The sequence below is a fragment of the Gammaproteobacteria bacterium genome (genome assembly GCA_029880545.1).
Lineage (GTDB): Bacteria > Pseudomonadota > Gammaproteobacteria > Acidiferrobacterales > SZUA-150 > JAOUOD01.
The window spans coordinates 350,545-364,878 of the sequence record JAOUOD010000002.1 but is presented as its reverse complement, the minus strand read 5'-3'; the positions used below and the strand labels follow the sequence as shown (position 1 = coordinate 364,878).

Below are 14,334 nucleotides of genomic sequence, written 5' to 3'. Positions count from 1 at the left end.
GTGATGGCGAAACTGTTTTCAGAAGAATGGGGAGAGGCGTTTTCCGCAGGCTGGAATGCCGACAAGGACATGGTCAGGGGGCTGGCTGCCGAAGGGTTTTGCGCCAATATAGCCTATGGCATTGATGGCGAGCCGTCACCACGCATAGTGATAACTGTTGATAATGGCCGGGTCGTGAATGCATCTCCCTTTGTCGGGCAGCCGGTAAACTGGGATTTGCGCGCCTCCCTGGATAACTGGCGTCGCTGGATGATTGAGGGCTTCGGCCTGGCCAACCTGGGTACCGCGGTGGCCATGAAAAAGCTGCGATTCGAACAGGGCGACTACCGCCAGATGATCCGCAACCCCGGCCTTGCCAAACCGTTTCTGCGGCATTTTGAAGTGATGTCCAGGGTGAAAACCGACTATTCCTGAGCCATGTTACTGGAGCCTGGCGCCATCAGTGGTGATCAGGGCTCCAGCTTTTCATTCCAGAACTGCCGATCCAGGTAAAACCCCATGGTGTTGACGAACTGCCTGACAATGTGGCGGGTCAATACCAATGAACCCCAGGCCGCCAGCACCTGCAGCAGGGTCGAGATCAGGGTTTGCGGCCTGGATCCGAGCGTCCATAACAATACTGCGTATTCTTCACCCGACATCGCATCTTCCCTGGTTGGCCGTCCTGAGCCTGATTGCCACACGCCCGTTGCCCCGCCCGATAGTCGACCAGGCGACACAGGATGCCGATTTTAACCGGCAACCCTGTGTGGCAAGACCTTTTCTAGCGCCAGCCTACGGTTTGGGCTGACGGAAGGTTGCCGCCCGCCACTTGCACGGGTACGGCTGGCCGTGCGCGGTCATCGGCGCGAGCCTGGCCAAACATCAGATCCAGGATCACGGCATTGGAGCGGAGGTCAACCTTGTGAAAGCTGACGCCGGCACCGTTGCTGCCGTGGCGTGTGACCCGGCCTCGAAGAATCAGGGCGTTGCGTCCGGCCACATCAATAATAAGTTTTACCGGGTCGCCGATGCGCGCCATGCTCACTGATGGCGGAATTTCGATATAGGCACCGGAGAAACTGAGATCGCGGGTGCAGCAATTCAGAATCGGTACCTGGTTATGGACCAGGGTGGTGCGGATTTTCAGGCGGCGGCGCGGGTTAAGGCGCATATCCTGGGTTCGTTTCTTCATTACGTCACCTTTCGCGTAAAGTTCAGTAAGTAGTTGATTATCAATATATTATTGTCGATTTCTGTTCTATTATCTGGAAATCGATTCATCTACCCTGAAATAAATATGTCATATCATTTAATAACTTACAAGACTTTCTTAAAGTAATCGGTAAAATTATTACCGAAATACCCACAAATTTTCAAGTTTATATAACGAGGCTGGTATGGCAGGTGGCGCCTGCCCGGGGCAGGCGGCATAATTGCCCCCGGCAAATGGAATCGGCAGAAAATTATGAAGCGGATGTTTAGTGCAATTTGGCAGCGTTGTCGTGACCTGGCGCGGCTTTATCACCCCAAGACTCTCAAGCAGCAGGGCCCAATCTGGGCCGGCGTCCTTGCCGTTGCCACGCTAATGGTGGTGATGCTGGTGCTGTCGTGGATCTGGGGCTCTGAACCTGATCAGTTCAATGTCCATAAAACAGCGGCACAGCGGGCGGCCGAGCTTCAGCTGGAGCCGGTCACCGGCATGGTGACGGTTGCCACCACCATGGAAATAGTCGATATCCTGCTGGAAAAGCCCGGCGGTTATCTCAGTAATGATGTGATGCCGCCGGGGGTGTGGATGGACAACATGCCCTCCTGGGAGTTCGGCGTCATTATCCAGCTTCGGGATATGGCCCGGGCGTTGCGTAACGACATGAGCCGGTCCCAGTCCCAGTCACTGGAAGACAAGGACCTCGCGGAAGCCGAACCGCTGTTCAACTTTGATAATGATTCGTGGCTGTTTCCGCCCACCGAGCGCGAGTATGCCAAGGGCCGCAAGGCTCTGGGCCGCTATTTTGTGCGCCTGGCCAAGACCGACAAGGGTGGCGCCCAGTTCTTTTCCCGCGCCGACAACCTGCGCGACTGGCTGGCGGTCGTGGAAAAGCGTCTTGGCGGTATGTCGCAACGACTCAGTGCCAGCATTGGCCAGATTCGTATCAACACCAACCTGGCCGGCGATGCCGAGGCCAGGGAAGCCACGCCCTCGCCACGAGTCATGGTCGTGAAAACACCGTGGCTGGAAATCGACGATGTGTTTTACGAAGCGCGCGGTGCTACCTGGGCCCTGAGTCATCTGTTGCAGGCGATGGAATACGACTTTCGCGACATCCTGCAGAAAAAGAACGCGCTGGTAAGCGTGCGCCAGATTATCCGTGAGCTGGAAGGTGCGCAGCAACCGGTGTGGAGCCCGGTGGTGCTGAACGGCAGCGGCTTTGGCGTGGTCACCAATTATTCATTAATAATGGCGTCGTATATCTCGCGCGCCAACGCGGCGGTTATTGATTTGCGCAACCTGTTGTCACAGGGCTAATCATCCGGCGATGCGGTGCGTGCGCCGTATTGCCGATTCAGTCGCGCCAGCTTGCTGCGCAGGTAGGTGATGCGCAAGCCGAACGCGTGTTCGAGCTGTCGGCGATTGGCCGGGTTGCAGTCAGCCAGGGTTTGTTCAAACAGTTTCAGGGTGTACTCGGAAAGCCGCTGTGCTTCGGCTATGTCATCGATGGATGCATCTTCCTCGGCCGCGTCGTCCAGGGCTTCGAGGGATTCGTTGAGATGGATTTCGATCTGTTTGGCCGGTTCTGACGTAAGCATGAACCGGAAAATAGGATTTATGGTTCGGGCTGTAAAGGGAGCATGTCCACACCTGTTTTGAGGTTGGCCTGGCAGACAATGCCGGGCTGAAAAAAATAAATCAAAAACAAGAGTTCAGGGGATTAGTCATGGCAAAGGTAGCAGGGGATACGTTACACGAATGTTTTGTCAATGCAGCGCATATCTACAGGAAGAAACTGGCCTTTATTGACCGAACCCGAAACCGGCGACTGACCTACACCGAATCCCTGATCGGCGCCATCATGATGGCGCGTGAACTGCAAAAACATGACGAGACCTATATCGGCATCATGTTGCCGACATCGGCAGGATGCGGAATCGCCATGATTGCGACATTGCTGGCCGGCAAGATCCCGGTGATGATCAATTATTCAACCGGCGCAAAAGAGAACTGCCTGTTCGCGCAACACAAGTGCGGCCTGCGCACGATCGTGACGTCAAAAGCACTGCTGGAAAAAATCGGCTGTGATTCGGTAGACGGCATGATCTATGCCGAGGACATGATGGCCGGCTTTGGCCTGACCACCAAGATCAGTGCCGCGCTGTTGTCGAAAATGCCGTTATCCACGTTCTGGAAAAAATTCGACAAGGCCGATCCGGATGCAACCGCCGTTATCCTGTTTACCAGCGGCAGTGAAAAAGCACCCAAGGCGGTTGAATTAAGTCACAAGAACATACTCAGCAATCTGGATGTCTGCGGTATTGAATTCAACAAGACCGACAAGGACGTGATGATGGCGATCCTGCCCATGTTCCATGTCTTTGGCCTGACCGTCACCTTCTGGTTGCCGATCTGTTATGGCATGACCATTGTCACCTATGCCAACCCGCTGGAGTTCAAGACGGTTGCCAAAATCATTGAAGAAGAAAAACCCAGCATCCTCGTGGGCACGCCGTACTTTCTTGCCGGCTATTTGAAACATGCCAAGCCCGGTGACCTGAGTTCGCTGCGCCTGGCCGTCGCCGGCGCCGACAAAATGCCGGCAGCATTGCAGGAAGCCTACGAGCGCGATCATGGCGTGTTATTGCGTGAAGGTTACGGCGCCACCGAAACCAGCCCGGTCATATCGGCCAACCGTATCGACAACAACAAGACCGGCAGCATTGGCCTGCCAATGCCCGGTGTCGACGTGCGTATTATCGATGTCAAAACCGGCGACATCCTCGGTGTTGGCAAAGAGGGCAAGCTGCAGGTGCGCGGTGACCTGGTCATGAAAGGCTACCTCGGTGATGTTGAAGAAACCGTGCGTCGTATCGAGGCCGGCTGGTACGAAACCGGTGACATGGCGATGATGGACGAAGACGGATTCCTCTGGCACAAGGGCAGGCTCAAGCGCTTCATCAAGATCGGTGGCGAGATGGTATCGCTGGTTGCCGTAGAAGCGGCGCTGGAAAAGTTCCTGCCGGACGATGCCAGTTGCTGCGCGGTTGAAGTGCCCGACGCCAAGCGTGGCGCTACCGTTGGTGTTGCGATCGATGTAGACCTGGATCAAAGCGCCTTGATGTCACAACTGGCTGATGTCTTGCCGGCGTTGTCGCTGCCGCGACATATCGTGATCCTGGATGAGTTGCCGAAGATGGGGAGTGGCAAGGTGGATTTCCGAACGACGACGGAGACGGTGATCGGGATTCTGGAGAAAAGGTAGTTTGCACAGCAAACTGCATTCGGGTGTCATTTCGCCCGTTCCTTGTCATTTCGACCAGCGGGAGAAATCTTTCTTGATGTGGTCGGCTGCGCCGACGGCTTCAAGATTTATTTCGCGGGCTTCCGCGCCCGCACGGCGGGTTACTCTCTTGTAGCGACAAGAGAGTAACCAGAGAAACGCCCCCGCTGTCCGCAACCATCCTGGTCATCGACCCATTAGCCGGGCAAAGCGTGGTCAGAACTCGCCGGTGAGCCTTCAGCTCACTCGGGCTCGAACAGGCTGACCCGCTTTCCGGCTAATACGGGTCTCGCCCAGGATGCGGACAGAAGGGGAGGAAACCATCGTGCCTCGGTTTAGAATGAGTTCAACAGGAAAAAGAGTGGATTGATCGGGGTCTGACCAAGGGAACCCGAAGGGTGAGTCTGCTCTGACCCCTGATCATCAGATCTTGCCAGGTTGGTTGTCAGTCTATCCCGTAATCGCCAAATCCCAAAAACCGGTGTTCCGGCCTGTAAATCCAGTGTTATACTAATTATTACTATACAAAAACTATCGCTAAATAGTATGCGGCATACTATATTGAAATAGGAAGCCGCTTCCTAATATACTGTTATGTTTATTAATATGAAAATTCTAATTGCCAGTAGCATTATCGTTTATTCAACAGTGGTGTTAGCTGAAGAACCAGAATTTACTTATCTGGAGCCGAAGAATGTACCAGGGTTAACTTCTGATATAGCTGCTAAATTAGAAGAAAAAAATTGTCTTGTGCCTAAATGGCGCTTTGAGTTCGGTGGCGTAACAAAAGGTGAATTTGCCATTTCTGGCCAAACTGATATAGCTGTTATATGCACAAAAAATGGCATGTCAGAAATTATTATTTTTTGGGGTGGTCCTGCCAAATGCCCATCAAATATAAAATCAACGGGTCAATTTATAAGCACAGTAGGCAAAAAATACATTCTTGATCATTATGGGTATTATGGTGGCAATAAACCACCTAAAATAACTCATCAAGCTATTAATGACCACTATGTAGAAAAATCATCAGTAGTCAAATACTGTAACAACGGAAATTGGGTCAACTTAGTTGGTGCAGACTAAACAGAAAACCAAAAGGGTTAGAGTCGATTGTGAAAAAACCGGATCAGAGAGCAATCATTGCTAATATTAGAAAATATTGGTCTCTGGCCCTGAATGCAGAATTTAACTCAAACGTTATGTGTCAGAGTTACCCGTGAGAAGTAAATCATGCCATATAAAATTGGAGAAATAGATTTTCGTACTAAGGATGATATCGGCGCCCGATGTAGGGCAATTTTAAAGGAAACGCCTGATAATTACATTGTTGACGAAAATCATTTAAGGTTTTTATTTGAATTATTTAAATTTCATGATGAATGGGACCAAAAATCAATTGATGGTGTAAAAGAAATTACTACACAAACAACAGAGCATGGGACGAGATGTTTTGCTCTTGTGAAAAGAGATGGTAAAAAAATTGATATTAGCTTTCCTCATTCAATTAAGTTGATACCAACTAAAAGAACAAAAGTGCTAATTCCACAAGGGTTACTTGATTATAAATCAGCAGCAAGGACAGCTATAAAAACGCAAATATTTAATTTTCGAGATCAGGTTTTATCACATCAAATCAAATGCCCATATACAGGCGTTGAGCTCAATAGAGACAATTGTGCAATAGATCATACTCCTCCATTAACATTTGATAGGTTATTGTTTGATTTTACTAATGAGGAATTAATAAGTCCTCTAGAAATAGAGGTAGGCTCAAGGAATGGTGTAGTTGCAGAGTTTGTTAATAAAAGTGTTGAAGCTGCTTGGCAAAAATACCATCAAGAAAATGCAGAACTTAGAGCTGTTTCAAAAATTGGAAATTTGCAACTTTCTAAGGTACCAGTGCCATGGGAAGAAGTCTTGTAAAATTAGGGTAGTTAAGGCCGAAGGAACTGCCAAAGAACCGGATCAGAGAGCAATTATTGCTAATATTAGAAAACATTGATTCTTATCATGATTCGGTTTTGTCAGAGTTAGGCTTTGCTCATGAATGTGGAAATATTTAGATACGTAGCAGTTGTGGTCGCATCTATTGGCGCCCTGGTTTTCACGGTAAAAGCCATTTATCACATGTACAATGCTGTTGCCAATGTAACCGGAAAGTATTCAGGTTTCTTTGGAGCTTTTCTGTTATTTATGCCAAGCCAGTTTAATAAAGAAGGGAACAATCATCGTACTGCTCTTGGTCCGTCGCTCTTGATCGTTATGGCTTGTTGGCTAATACTTTTTCTTACAGGGGCGATAGAGAACTAGTGCACCATATCAATCCAGGATGACTCGCAATAAACACCGCGCCCTGGGCTGATGCTACCAACCCTTCGCTCGCTTGATGGCTTCGTACGCCATTTTTATTTCATGCGTTTTTTCTGATGCCAGTTTGACCATTTCTTCGGGCAGTCCCTTGGCGACGAGTTTGTCGGGGTGGTGCTGGTTCATCAGGCGGCGGTAGGCTTTTTTCACTGTGGCCTGGTCGTCGTTGGCGGATACGCCGAGGACGCGGCGGGCGTCTTCAAGTGAGGTGCGGTTTGATGCCTGGGTGCCGCCCTGGTGCTGATGCTGGTACTGGGTCTGCACCAGTGCTTCGAGCTGGCGCATGATGAATCCGGGTATGCCGAGGGTGTAGGCGATCTTTTCTATTACGGCGCGTTCTGCGGCGTCGGCGCGGCCATCGGCATACATGGCGTGCAGCTGGATTTCAATGAACATCTGGATCAGCGTGTTACGCCGGTGACATTCTTTCCGGAACTGGGTGAGTACGTCGTCCAGCGGAAAGTCCCGGGACTTGCCTTCATTAAACAGGTTGATGGCGGTCTTGCGCTGGTCGGTATCCAGTTTCATTTCGGCGATGATGCGTTCGGCCATGGCGATTTCGGACGCACTGACCTGTCCGTCGGCCTTGGCGATATGGCCCATCACCGAAAACGTCGCGGTAAAAAATGCCGTCTGTACACGCTCCTGGTTGCCAATGCCAGGTGCGCTATCGGCATTCAGGCCCTTGTCAAAGCTGTGACCAATCGCGGCGCCGAGCAGCGCGCCCAGCGGTCCACCCATCATGAAGCCAAAGGTGCCGCCTACGAGTTTTCCCCACCATCCCATCGTTGCTGTTACCGTATTCACCGTGGAGCCGTAGTATATCCCGGCCGGCAACATTGGCCCAGTATGATCCCGGTCATGGTAATGTCAGGCCGGAAGTTTTATAGTCACTAGATCGTTGATCAGAAAGCTAAAGGAAACAGTTATGTCCGAGGACTACAAGCAGAATATCAAGGAGCAAGGCACCTGGATGCGCGGCCTCAATATTCTCCTGTTCACGATTATCTACAGCGTGACCGAGATGGTGATTGCCCTGGTGGTGCTGTTCCAGTTCCTGTCGGTGTTGTTTACCCGGCAAACCAATGAGCAGTTGCTAGACCTGGGCCAGCGCCTGAGCACCTACGTTTTCCAGATCCTGCGCTATGTCACCTTTAACAGTGACGATCGGCCGTTCCCGTTTTCTGATTTCCCCGCGACAGAAGGTAACGCGGCTGCCGGCGGAAAAAAGAAGGCTGCGAAAAAGAAAGTAGCGAAGAAAAAGGAAGCGGAGCCGGATGCTGACAAGCCGGCAGACAAGCCAGCGGAATAGCCACTGGAATACCAGCACCGTAGTTTCAGGCCTGCTCGATAAACTCTAGCGCATTGCCATCCGGGTCGCGGCAGAACAACGCCGCTCGCCCGGAACGACTCAGCGTGTAAGCGATACCGGCGTTGTCCAGTGCGTTGATCAATGACTGCAAGTTGCTGATCGTCAACGCGATATGCCGGTCGCGACCACCGTGTTGCGGTGCTTCGCGATTGGCGTCCGGGTTATCCGTTTCAAGCAAATGAATTTGTTGCGTGCCTATCTGTAACCAGGCGCCCGGGTAGCCGAGATCGGGTCGCTGGTCATCAACTTTGAGACCCAGTAATCCACGATAAAAAGCCAGCGCCCGGCCGGTGTCGGCGACAATAATACTGGCGTGATGCAGCCTGGTAATTTCTATCATGGTGATTCCGGGTTCAGGGGGCTTCTTCGGCTGCCAGTTGCCGGGCCAGTTCCAGGCCTTCGTCTATGGCATCGATACGCAACCGGTTATCGAGGCGACAATGGTAGTGCCCCTTTATATAGAAATACATCGCTGGCAGGTGAAACACTTCGAATTCACGGGTCAATGCCAGGTCGGCCTGGGCATCCACTTCAAACAGTTGTGTATCCGGATGCGTGGCCTGGTAGTGAACCAGCGCTTCACGCCAGCTTCGACAACTGCTGCAGCCGGAGTGGCTGAATAACACAACAGCTTCGCCGCGTGTTTCGGCAAGACGATGATGAAAATCAAACTGGCTAAGGGTTTCCATGGGTATATGTCGGCCTGTCAAGGTTGGGGTTAATCACAACTGATCGTTTGTACAAAATCAACCACTTATCGGAGGGTGCGGTCAAATGTATGGCTTTGTGCTGGCGCAATCCCTGTTCCTTGCCTACGCTGTAGGAAAACAAGAAACAGGCTCTGGCGCAAACCCGTTCGGAGAGACTTAATGAGCACCCTTGCATCCGATACTATACTGGCCAGATTAACCCGGGGCGTGACAAAAGCGCAATCGAGCGAAATGGTTATACGATCCGCAAAAAAGGCGATTCTCGCACTTATTACGCCAGCTGCAGTATTGCTGTTTGTGGCATTGACAGTGCAATTCATACCGTTTGTGCATAACGCGGTACTGTCGTTGTACAAGTATGTGCCCTATGTCATTTGTGGCGCGGTGTTGCTGTTGGCCTGGCGATTTAATCGTGCGCGGGCGTATTTCCCGGCATTGTTGCTGGCGGTGGCTTATGGCGTGATGCAGGAGCTGGTTCTCGTCAGTACCGGCGCGACCGCGGATGCCATGTTTGCGTTGCTTTGCTTGCTGGTGCCGGCCAACTTCCTGGTTTACGGGTTGCTTGTTGAGCGCGGCATTTTCAGCAGGCCGGGATTCATACGATTCCTGGCTATAGTTGTTCAGGTGGCGGTATCGGCGCTACTTGTGGTTTATGCGGCAACGCCGTTGGGCGAGTTGCTCTACACAGTTGTTTCAACAACAACAGTTTTGCCGTGGCAGCAGTTGCCGCAACTGGCGCAACTGGTCTTTGTTGCTGCAGCTGCCGTGCTTGTTGTGCGTGTCCTGGTCAGTCATAACGCCGTGGAAGGCGGGCTGGTATCCAGCCTGGTCGCGTTCATGCTGGCCATGGAACATTCGAGACAGTCGTTTGTATTCATCACGTTCTTTTCTGTTGCCGGGTTGCTGTTGATTATCACGGTTATCCAGGATTCCTGGCGCATGGCCTACGTGGATGAATTGACCGGCCTGCCGGGGCGACGCGCGCTGAATGAACAACTGCTGAAGCTCGGCCAGGTGTATACGGTTGTCATGGTGGACGTGGATCATTTCAAGAAATTCAATGATACCCATGGCCACGATGTCGGCGACCAGGTGTTGCGCTATGTTGCCGCCAGGCTGGAGCGCGTCGGCAGTGGCGGAAAAGCCTATCGCTACGGCGGCGAGGAATTTACGCTGCTGTTTCCCAACCGCGTGTACGCCGAGTGCGAGGAAGCGATTGCCCGGGTACACCGGTCTATTGGCGAGTCGCGGTTTTCGCTGCGCTCCAGTGGCCGCCCGCTGACCCGGCCGGAGAAGCCAAAACGTGGCCGCAAGCCCGCCAAGGACGTGAAAATTACCGTGAGCGCCGGTGTCGCTACCTGCGTCAACGGCGATTTGACTCCGCGGGATGCGCTGAAGAAGGCCGATAAGGCCTTGTACAAGGCCAAGGACGCCGGGCGAAACTGCATCCAGAACTAAAATGCCGGAATTTCAGGACAATCCCCGGTTAATCCCCGGGCATTGACGGTGTTTCTTTGGGCCCAAGTCTGGTATTCATACGGTCTTCGGGAATTTTGACGGGTCGGTCCCTTGTCTGACGATTACAATCCGCATCAACATCAACAGCGCGATCCTGACCGTGTGTCACGGCTTGCTAATGCCTTGCGCGAGTTTTTGCCTGCCAAGCAGGTTCTGACCGACGAGGAATCCTTGCATCCTTATGAATGCGATGGCTTGTCGGTGTATCGACAAATGCCACTGCTCGCGGTATTGCCCGAAACCGTGGACCAGGTGCGTGATGTCATGCGCGTGTGCCGCGACCAGGGCGTGGCCGTGGTCAGCCGAGGCGCCGGTACCGGGCTGTCGGCCGGCGCCTTGCCGCGCGGTGACGCGGTGCTGCTGAGCCTGGCGCGACTGAACCAGATTCTGGAGCTTGATGCCGACGCCTGTATCGCGCGTGTGCAGCCGGGCGTGCGTAATCTCGCCATCAGCGAAGCTGCCGGGCGTTACGGTTTGTATTATGCGCCCGATCCCTCATCACAAATTGCCTGCTCCATTGGCGGTAATGTTGCCGAGAATGCCGGTGGCGTGCACTGCCTCAAGTATGGTCTGACGGTACACAATGTGATTGCGCTCAAGGTGATTACGGCGGACGGCGAGCTGTTGCAGCTCGGCGACGGTGCGCTGGATCAGCCTGGGTATGATTTCCTGGCCTTGATGACCGGTTCGGAGGGTATGCTCGGTGTGGTTGTCGAAGTCACCGTGCGCCTGTTACCGAGGCCGCCGGCAGTGAGGGTATTGCTGGCCGCGTTTCGGGAAATTCATGGCGCCGCCAGGGCGGTGGGCGACATTATCGGCACCGGCATCATTCCTGCCGGCCTCGAGATGATGGACACCCTGGCGATCAGGGCGGCCGAGGATTTTATTCATGCCGGTTACCCGGTGGACGCGGAAGCCATGCTGCTGTGTGAGCTGGACGGCTATGAAGCCGAAGTTGCCCACGCCAGTGAAAAGGTACAGGCAGTGATGCATGCCTGCGGCGCATTTGATATCACCATTGCCGATGATGCTGCCGAGCGCGCGCGCCTTTGGGCCGGTCGCAAGTCGGCGTTTCCGGCAGTGGGGCGGCTGGCGGCAGATTACTACTGCATGGATGGCACCATACCGCGTGCGCGCCTGCCGGAAGTGTTGCAGGGCATTGCCGACTTGTCGCAAAAATATGATTTGAAAGTAGCCAACGTGTTTCATGCCGGTGATGGCAACCTGCACCCGTTGATTCTTTACGATGCCAATCAGCCCGGTGAGCTGGAACGTACCGAGGCGTTTGGCGGCGATATTCTCAAGCTATGTGTTGACGTGGGTGGTGTCATTACCGGTGAGCATGGTGTCGGTGCCGAAAAGCTGGACCAGATGTGTATCCAGTTTGGCCGGCTTGAGCTGAAACAGTTTCATGCCATCAAGGCGGCGCTGGATCCTGAAGGACGCATGAATCCTGGCAAGGCGGTGCCGACCTTGCATCGCTGTGCCGAGCTGGGCGCCATGCATGTACACGGCGGCAACTTGCCGCACCCGGAACTGGAGCGGTTTTAGATGACCGAAGCCGATCACAGCAAGCAGTTGCGCGAACAGGTTGCCGAGGCCGTGGAGAGCGGGCGGCCTCTTGCCATTCGTGGCAGTGGCAGCAAGGACTTCCTGGGTCATCGCGTTGACGGCGATGTGCTGGAAGTTGGCAAGCATCGTGGTGTTGTCAGCTACGCGCCTACCGAGCTGGTGGTGACAGTCCGCGCTGGTACACCGGTATCCGAGCTTGAAAAGGTGTTGGCAGAACGCGGCCAGATGCTGCCGTTTGATCCGCCATCTCATGGTGACACGGCAACAATCGGCGGCGTTGTCGCCTGCGGCCTGTCCGGCCCACGCCGACCGTTTGCCGGTTCGGCGCGTGATTATGTGTTAGGCATGAACGTGATTAACGGTCGTGCGGAAATGATGACATTTGGCGGCCAAGTCATGAAAAACGTTGCCGGTTACGATGTCTCTCGTTTGCTGACGGGTTCCATGGGAACGTTGGCAGTATTACTGGATATATCGTTCAAGGTGTTGCCATTGCCTGAAGCGGAAGCGACGCGCAGCTTTGCCATGCCAATGACTGATGCCCACGCCATGATGAAATCGCTGGCGGCGCGCGCCATCCCGGTCAGTGCTACCGCGTGGCAGGATGGAGTTTTGCGGGTGCGACTGTCCGGCAGCGAGGCAGCGGTAGCTGCCGCCGGGCATGAACTCGGTGGCGATGAAGCGGCAAATGATTACTGGCATTACTTGCGTCATCAGCGCAGCGATTATTTTGATCAGCAGGACAAGCCCGGTTTATGGCGGCTGTCGGTACCGGCTGCAGCACCGCTTCGTGATCTGCAGGGCGAGGCATTACTCGACTGGAACGGTGCCCAGCGCTGGTTGCGTACCGATTTGTCGGCGCAAGCCGTGCGTGATCATGCCGCCGGCCTGGGCGGTCATGCCACCTTGTACCAGGGTAATGCCAATGATGTGGACGTGTTTCAGCCATTGCCAAAATCGCTGGTGACCTGGCATCGACGTATCAAGGGTGCGTTTGATCCGCACAATATTCTGAACCCGGGTCGCATGTATCGCGACCTCGAGCCGGAGCCAATCGATGCAGACGCAATTACCTGAATCGGTGATTCGCACCCGGCTGGGTGAAAAGGCGCAGTCCATTCTGCGTCGATGCGTGCATTGCGGTTTCTGCAACGCCACCTGCCCGACCTACCAGTTGCTCGGCGATGAGCGCGATGGTCCACGGGGACGAATCTACCTGGTCAAGCAGTGGCTGGAAGGTGAAGTGGCCGGCGAGGTGACGCGCGACCACCTGCATCGCTGCCTGGCGTGTCAAAGCTGTGAGACTACCTGTCCGTCCGGGGTGGATTACCTTGAACTGGTAACCGAGGCCAAGCAGGCGCTGCCGGCGTCGGCGCGGTATCACGGCCCGATGAGACTTTTTCGTCGAATGATTACGGTGCTGGTGCCGCGCATCGCCGTGTTGGCGCCAGTTCTACGAGTGTTGGCACCACTGCGAGTCATATTGCCACGACGGCTGGCGCGCTACCTGCCGCGACCGGTGCCGCCGGCAACCCCGGCGATCGCTGCGGATAAACAGGTCATCCTGTTCAAGGGCTGCGCCCAGGAATGTTTTACCCCGGCCGTGAATGCCAGTGTCCGGGATGTGCTGGCACGCATTAACGTGGCGTCTGTTTCAGTAAAACAGGAACAGTGCTGCGGCGCCTTGAGTGCGCACATGGGTGACCTGGACGCTGCGCGGAACATGGCGCGCGCCAATATCGACGCCTGGTGGCCGCGGCTGCAGGCGGGCGCTGAAGCCGTGGTGGTCTCGGCCAGCGGCTGCGCCAAGTTCATGAAGTCCTACGATAAGCTGCTGGCTGACGACGAGACCTATCGTGACAAGGCCGGGCGTGTAGCCGGCGCGGTCAGAGAGCTGGTTGAGCAACTGGCCAATGCCGAGCTTCCGGCGGTGTCAGCGTCGGCGCCGCGGCTGGCATTTCACGCGCCGTGCACCCTGAAGCACGGACTGAAGCTTGATATCCAGGCAGAAACGATTCTGAGCCGTGCCGGTTTTCGCCTGAGCAATGTACCGGACAGCCATTTGTGTTGCGGCGCCGGCGGCGCCTATGTGCTGTTGCACCCCCGAATTTCAGCCCAGCTCGGTAAAAACAAGGCGCAGGCGCTGGAGAGCGATACGCCCGATGCCATCGCCACCGCCAATATTGGCTGCCAGTTGCAGCTGGAGCGCCATAGCCCGCTGCCGGTGCGGCACTGGGTCGAATGGCTGGCGGAATACCTGCCCCGGGGTGACAAGGTTTGACTACAATGACCTTTTGAGTGGCGCTTTGTAGGGTTA

At 54.3% G+C, this 14,334-nt stretch carries 17 protein-coding genes; 11 read left to right on the top strand and 6 right to left on the bottom strand.

The window, feature by feature from the left end; translation table 11 throughout:
* Nucleotides 1–3 precede the first annotated feature (3 nt).
* A complete protein-coding gene (locus tag OEZ10_03865) occupies nucleotides 4–414 on the top strand; it encodes an SCP-2 sterol transfer family protein (protein ID MDH5632110.1) in 411 nt (136 codons plus the stop codon).
* A 35-nt stretch (nucleotides 415–449) separates the two neighbouring features.
* Here OEZ10_03865 and OEZ10_03860 read toward each other — a convergent pair whose 3' ends face one another.
* Nucleotides 450–641 carry a hypothetical protein gene (locus OEZ10_03860; protein ID MDH5632109.1) on the bottom strand — a complete coding sequence of 64 codons (192 nt, stop codon included), beginning with the start codon at nucleotides 639–641 and terminating at the stop codon, nucleotides 450–452.
* A 122-nt stretch (nucleotides 642–763) separates the two neighbouring features.
* Nucleotides 764–1,174, bottom strand: coding sequence for a PilZ domain-containing protein (locus tag OEZ10_03855; GenBank protein MDH5632108.1), 411 nt, complete (start codon nucleotides 1,172–1,174; stop codon nucleotides 764–766).
* A 282-nt stretch (nucleotides 1,175–1,456) separates the two neighbouring features.
* Here OEZ10_03855 and OEZ10_03850 point away from each other — a divergent pair, with 282 nt between their 5' ends.
* Nucleotides 1,457–2,509: a DUF2333 family protein gene (locus tag OEZ10_03850; protein ID MDH5632107.1), complete on the top strand. Its 1,053-nt coding sequence runs from the start codon at nucleotides 1,457–1,459 to the stop codon at nucleotides 2,507–2,509.
* On the opposite strand, the gene OEZ10_03845 is transcribed toward OEZ10_03850, so the two are convergent.
* The gene (locus OEZ10_03845; protein ID MDH5632106.1) at nucleotides 2,506–2,790 is read right to left on the bottom strand and encodes a hypothetical protein; all 285 of its coding nucleotides are present in this window, start codon (nucleotides 2,788–2,790) and stop codon (nucleotides 2,506–2,508) included. The two genes, OEZ10_03850 and OEZ10_03845, sit on opposite strands and share 4 nt — an antisense overlap.
* 128 nt (nucleotides 2,791–2,918) lie before the next feature.
* On the opposite strand from OEZ10_03845, the gene OEZ10_03840 reads away from it, so the two are divergent.
* The 4 genes from OEZ10_03840 to OEZ10_03825 all read left to right on the top strand — a co-directional run bounded on the left by OEZ10_03840 (nucleotide 2,919) and on the right by OEZ10_03825 (nucleotide 6,788).
* Nucleotides 2,919–4,457, top strand: coding sequence for an AMP-binding protein (locus OEZ10_03840; protein ID MDH5632105.1), 1,539 nt, complete (start codon nucleotides 2,919–2,921; stop codon nucleotides 4,455–4,457).
* A gap of 624 nt (nucleotides 4,458–5,081) precedes the next feature.
* On the top strand, nucleotides 5,082–5,561 hold the full coding sequence (locus OEZ10_03835; protein MDH5632104.1) for a hypothetical protein: 480 nt from the start codon (nucleotides 5,082–5,084) through the stop codon (nucleotides 5,559–5,561).
* 147 nt (nucleotides 5,562–5,708) lie between these two features.
* A complete protein-coding gene (locus OEZ10_03830; GenBank protein ID MDH5632103.1) occupies nucleotides 5,709–6,401 on the top strand; it encodes a DCL family protein in 693 nt (230 codons plus the stop codon).
* Between the two features lie 120 nt (nucleotides 6,402–6,521).
* The gene (locus OEZ10_03825; GenBank protein MDH5632102.1) at nucleotides 6,522–6,788 is read left to right on the top strand and encodes a hypothetical protein; all 267 of its coding nucleotides are present in this window, start codon (nucleotides 6,522–6,524) and stop codon (nucleotides 6,786–6,788) included.
* Between the two features lie 54 nt (nucleotides 6,789–6,842).
* Here the strand turns inward: OEZ10_03825 and djlA are convergent, their stop codons facing one another.
* Nucleotides 6,843–7,631, bottom strand: a complete 789-nt coding sequence (gene djlA / locus OEZ10_03820) for a co-chaperone DjlA (GenBank protein ID MDH5632101.1) — start codon at nucleotides 7,629–7,631, stop codon at nucleotides 6,843–6,845.
* A gap of 142 nt (nucleotides 7,632–7,773) precedes the next feature.
* Between djlA and OEZ10_03815 the strand changes: the two genes are divergently transcribed.
* Nucleotides 7,774–8,157, top strand: coding sequence for a DUF4389 domain-containing protein (locus OEZ10_03815; GenBank protein ID MDH5632100.1), 384 nt, complete (start codon nucleotides 7,774–7,776; stop codon nucleotides 8,155–8,157).
* Nucleotides 8,158–8,182: 25 nt separating this feature from the next.
* Here OEZ10_03815 and OEZ10_03810 read toward each other — a convergent pair whose 3' ends face one another.
* Complete coding sequence (locus OEZ10_03810) at nucleotides 8,183–8,557, bottom strand: VOC family protein (protein ID MDH5632099.1); 375 nt, start codon at nucleotides 8,555–8,557, stop codon at nucleotides 8,183–8,185.
* A gap of 13 nt (nucleotides 8,558–8,570) precedes the next feature.
* Nucleotides 8,571–8,906: a thioredoxin domain-containing protein gene (locus tag OEZ10_03805; protein ID MDH5632098.1), complete on the bottom strand. Its 336-nt coding sequence runs from the start codon at nucleotides 8,904–8,906 to the stop codon at nucleotides 8,571–8,573.
* Between the two features lie 180 nt (nucleotides 8,907–9,086).
* Between OEZ10_03805 and OEZ10_03800 the strand changes: the two genes are divergently transcribed.
* From OEZ10_03800 to glcF, 4 genes are all read left to right on the top strand, one after another.
* Entirely contained in the window at nucleotides 9,087–10,385 is a 1,299-nt protein-coding gene (locus tag OEZ10_03800) for a GGDEF domain-containing protein (protein ID MDH5632097.1), read from the top strand.
* A 162-nt stretch (nucleotides 10,386–10,547) separates the two neighbouring features.
* A complete protein-coding gene (locus OEZ10_03795; GenBank protein ID MDH5632096.1) occupies nucleotides 10,548–11,996 on the top strand; it encodes an FAD-binding protein in 1,449 nt (482 codons plus the stop codon).
* A complete protein-coding gene (glcE, locus tag OEZ10_03790; GenBank protein MDH5632095.1) occupies nucleotides 11,997–13,094 on the top strand; it encodes a glycolate oxidase subunit GlcE in 1,098 nt (365 codons plus the stop codon).
* Entirely contained in the window at nucleotides 13,075–14,298 is a 1,224-nt protein-coding gene (glcF, locus tag OEZ10_03785; protein MDH5632094.1) for a glycolate oxidase subunit GlcF, read from the top strand. Before glcE ends, glcF begins: the two co-directional genes overlap by 20 nt.
* Nucleotides 14,299–14,334: the final 36 nt, after the last annotated feature.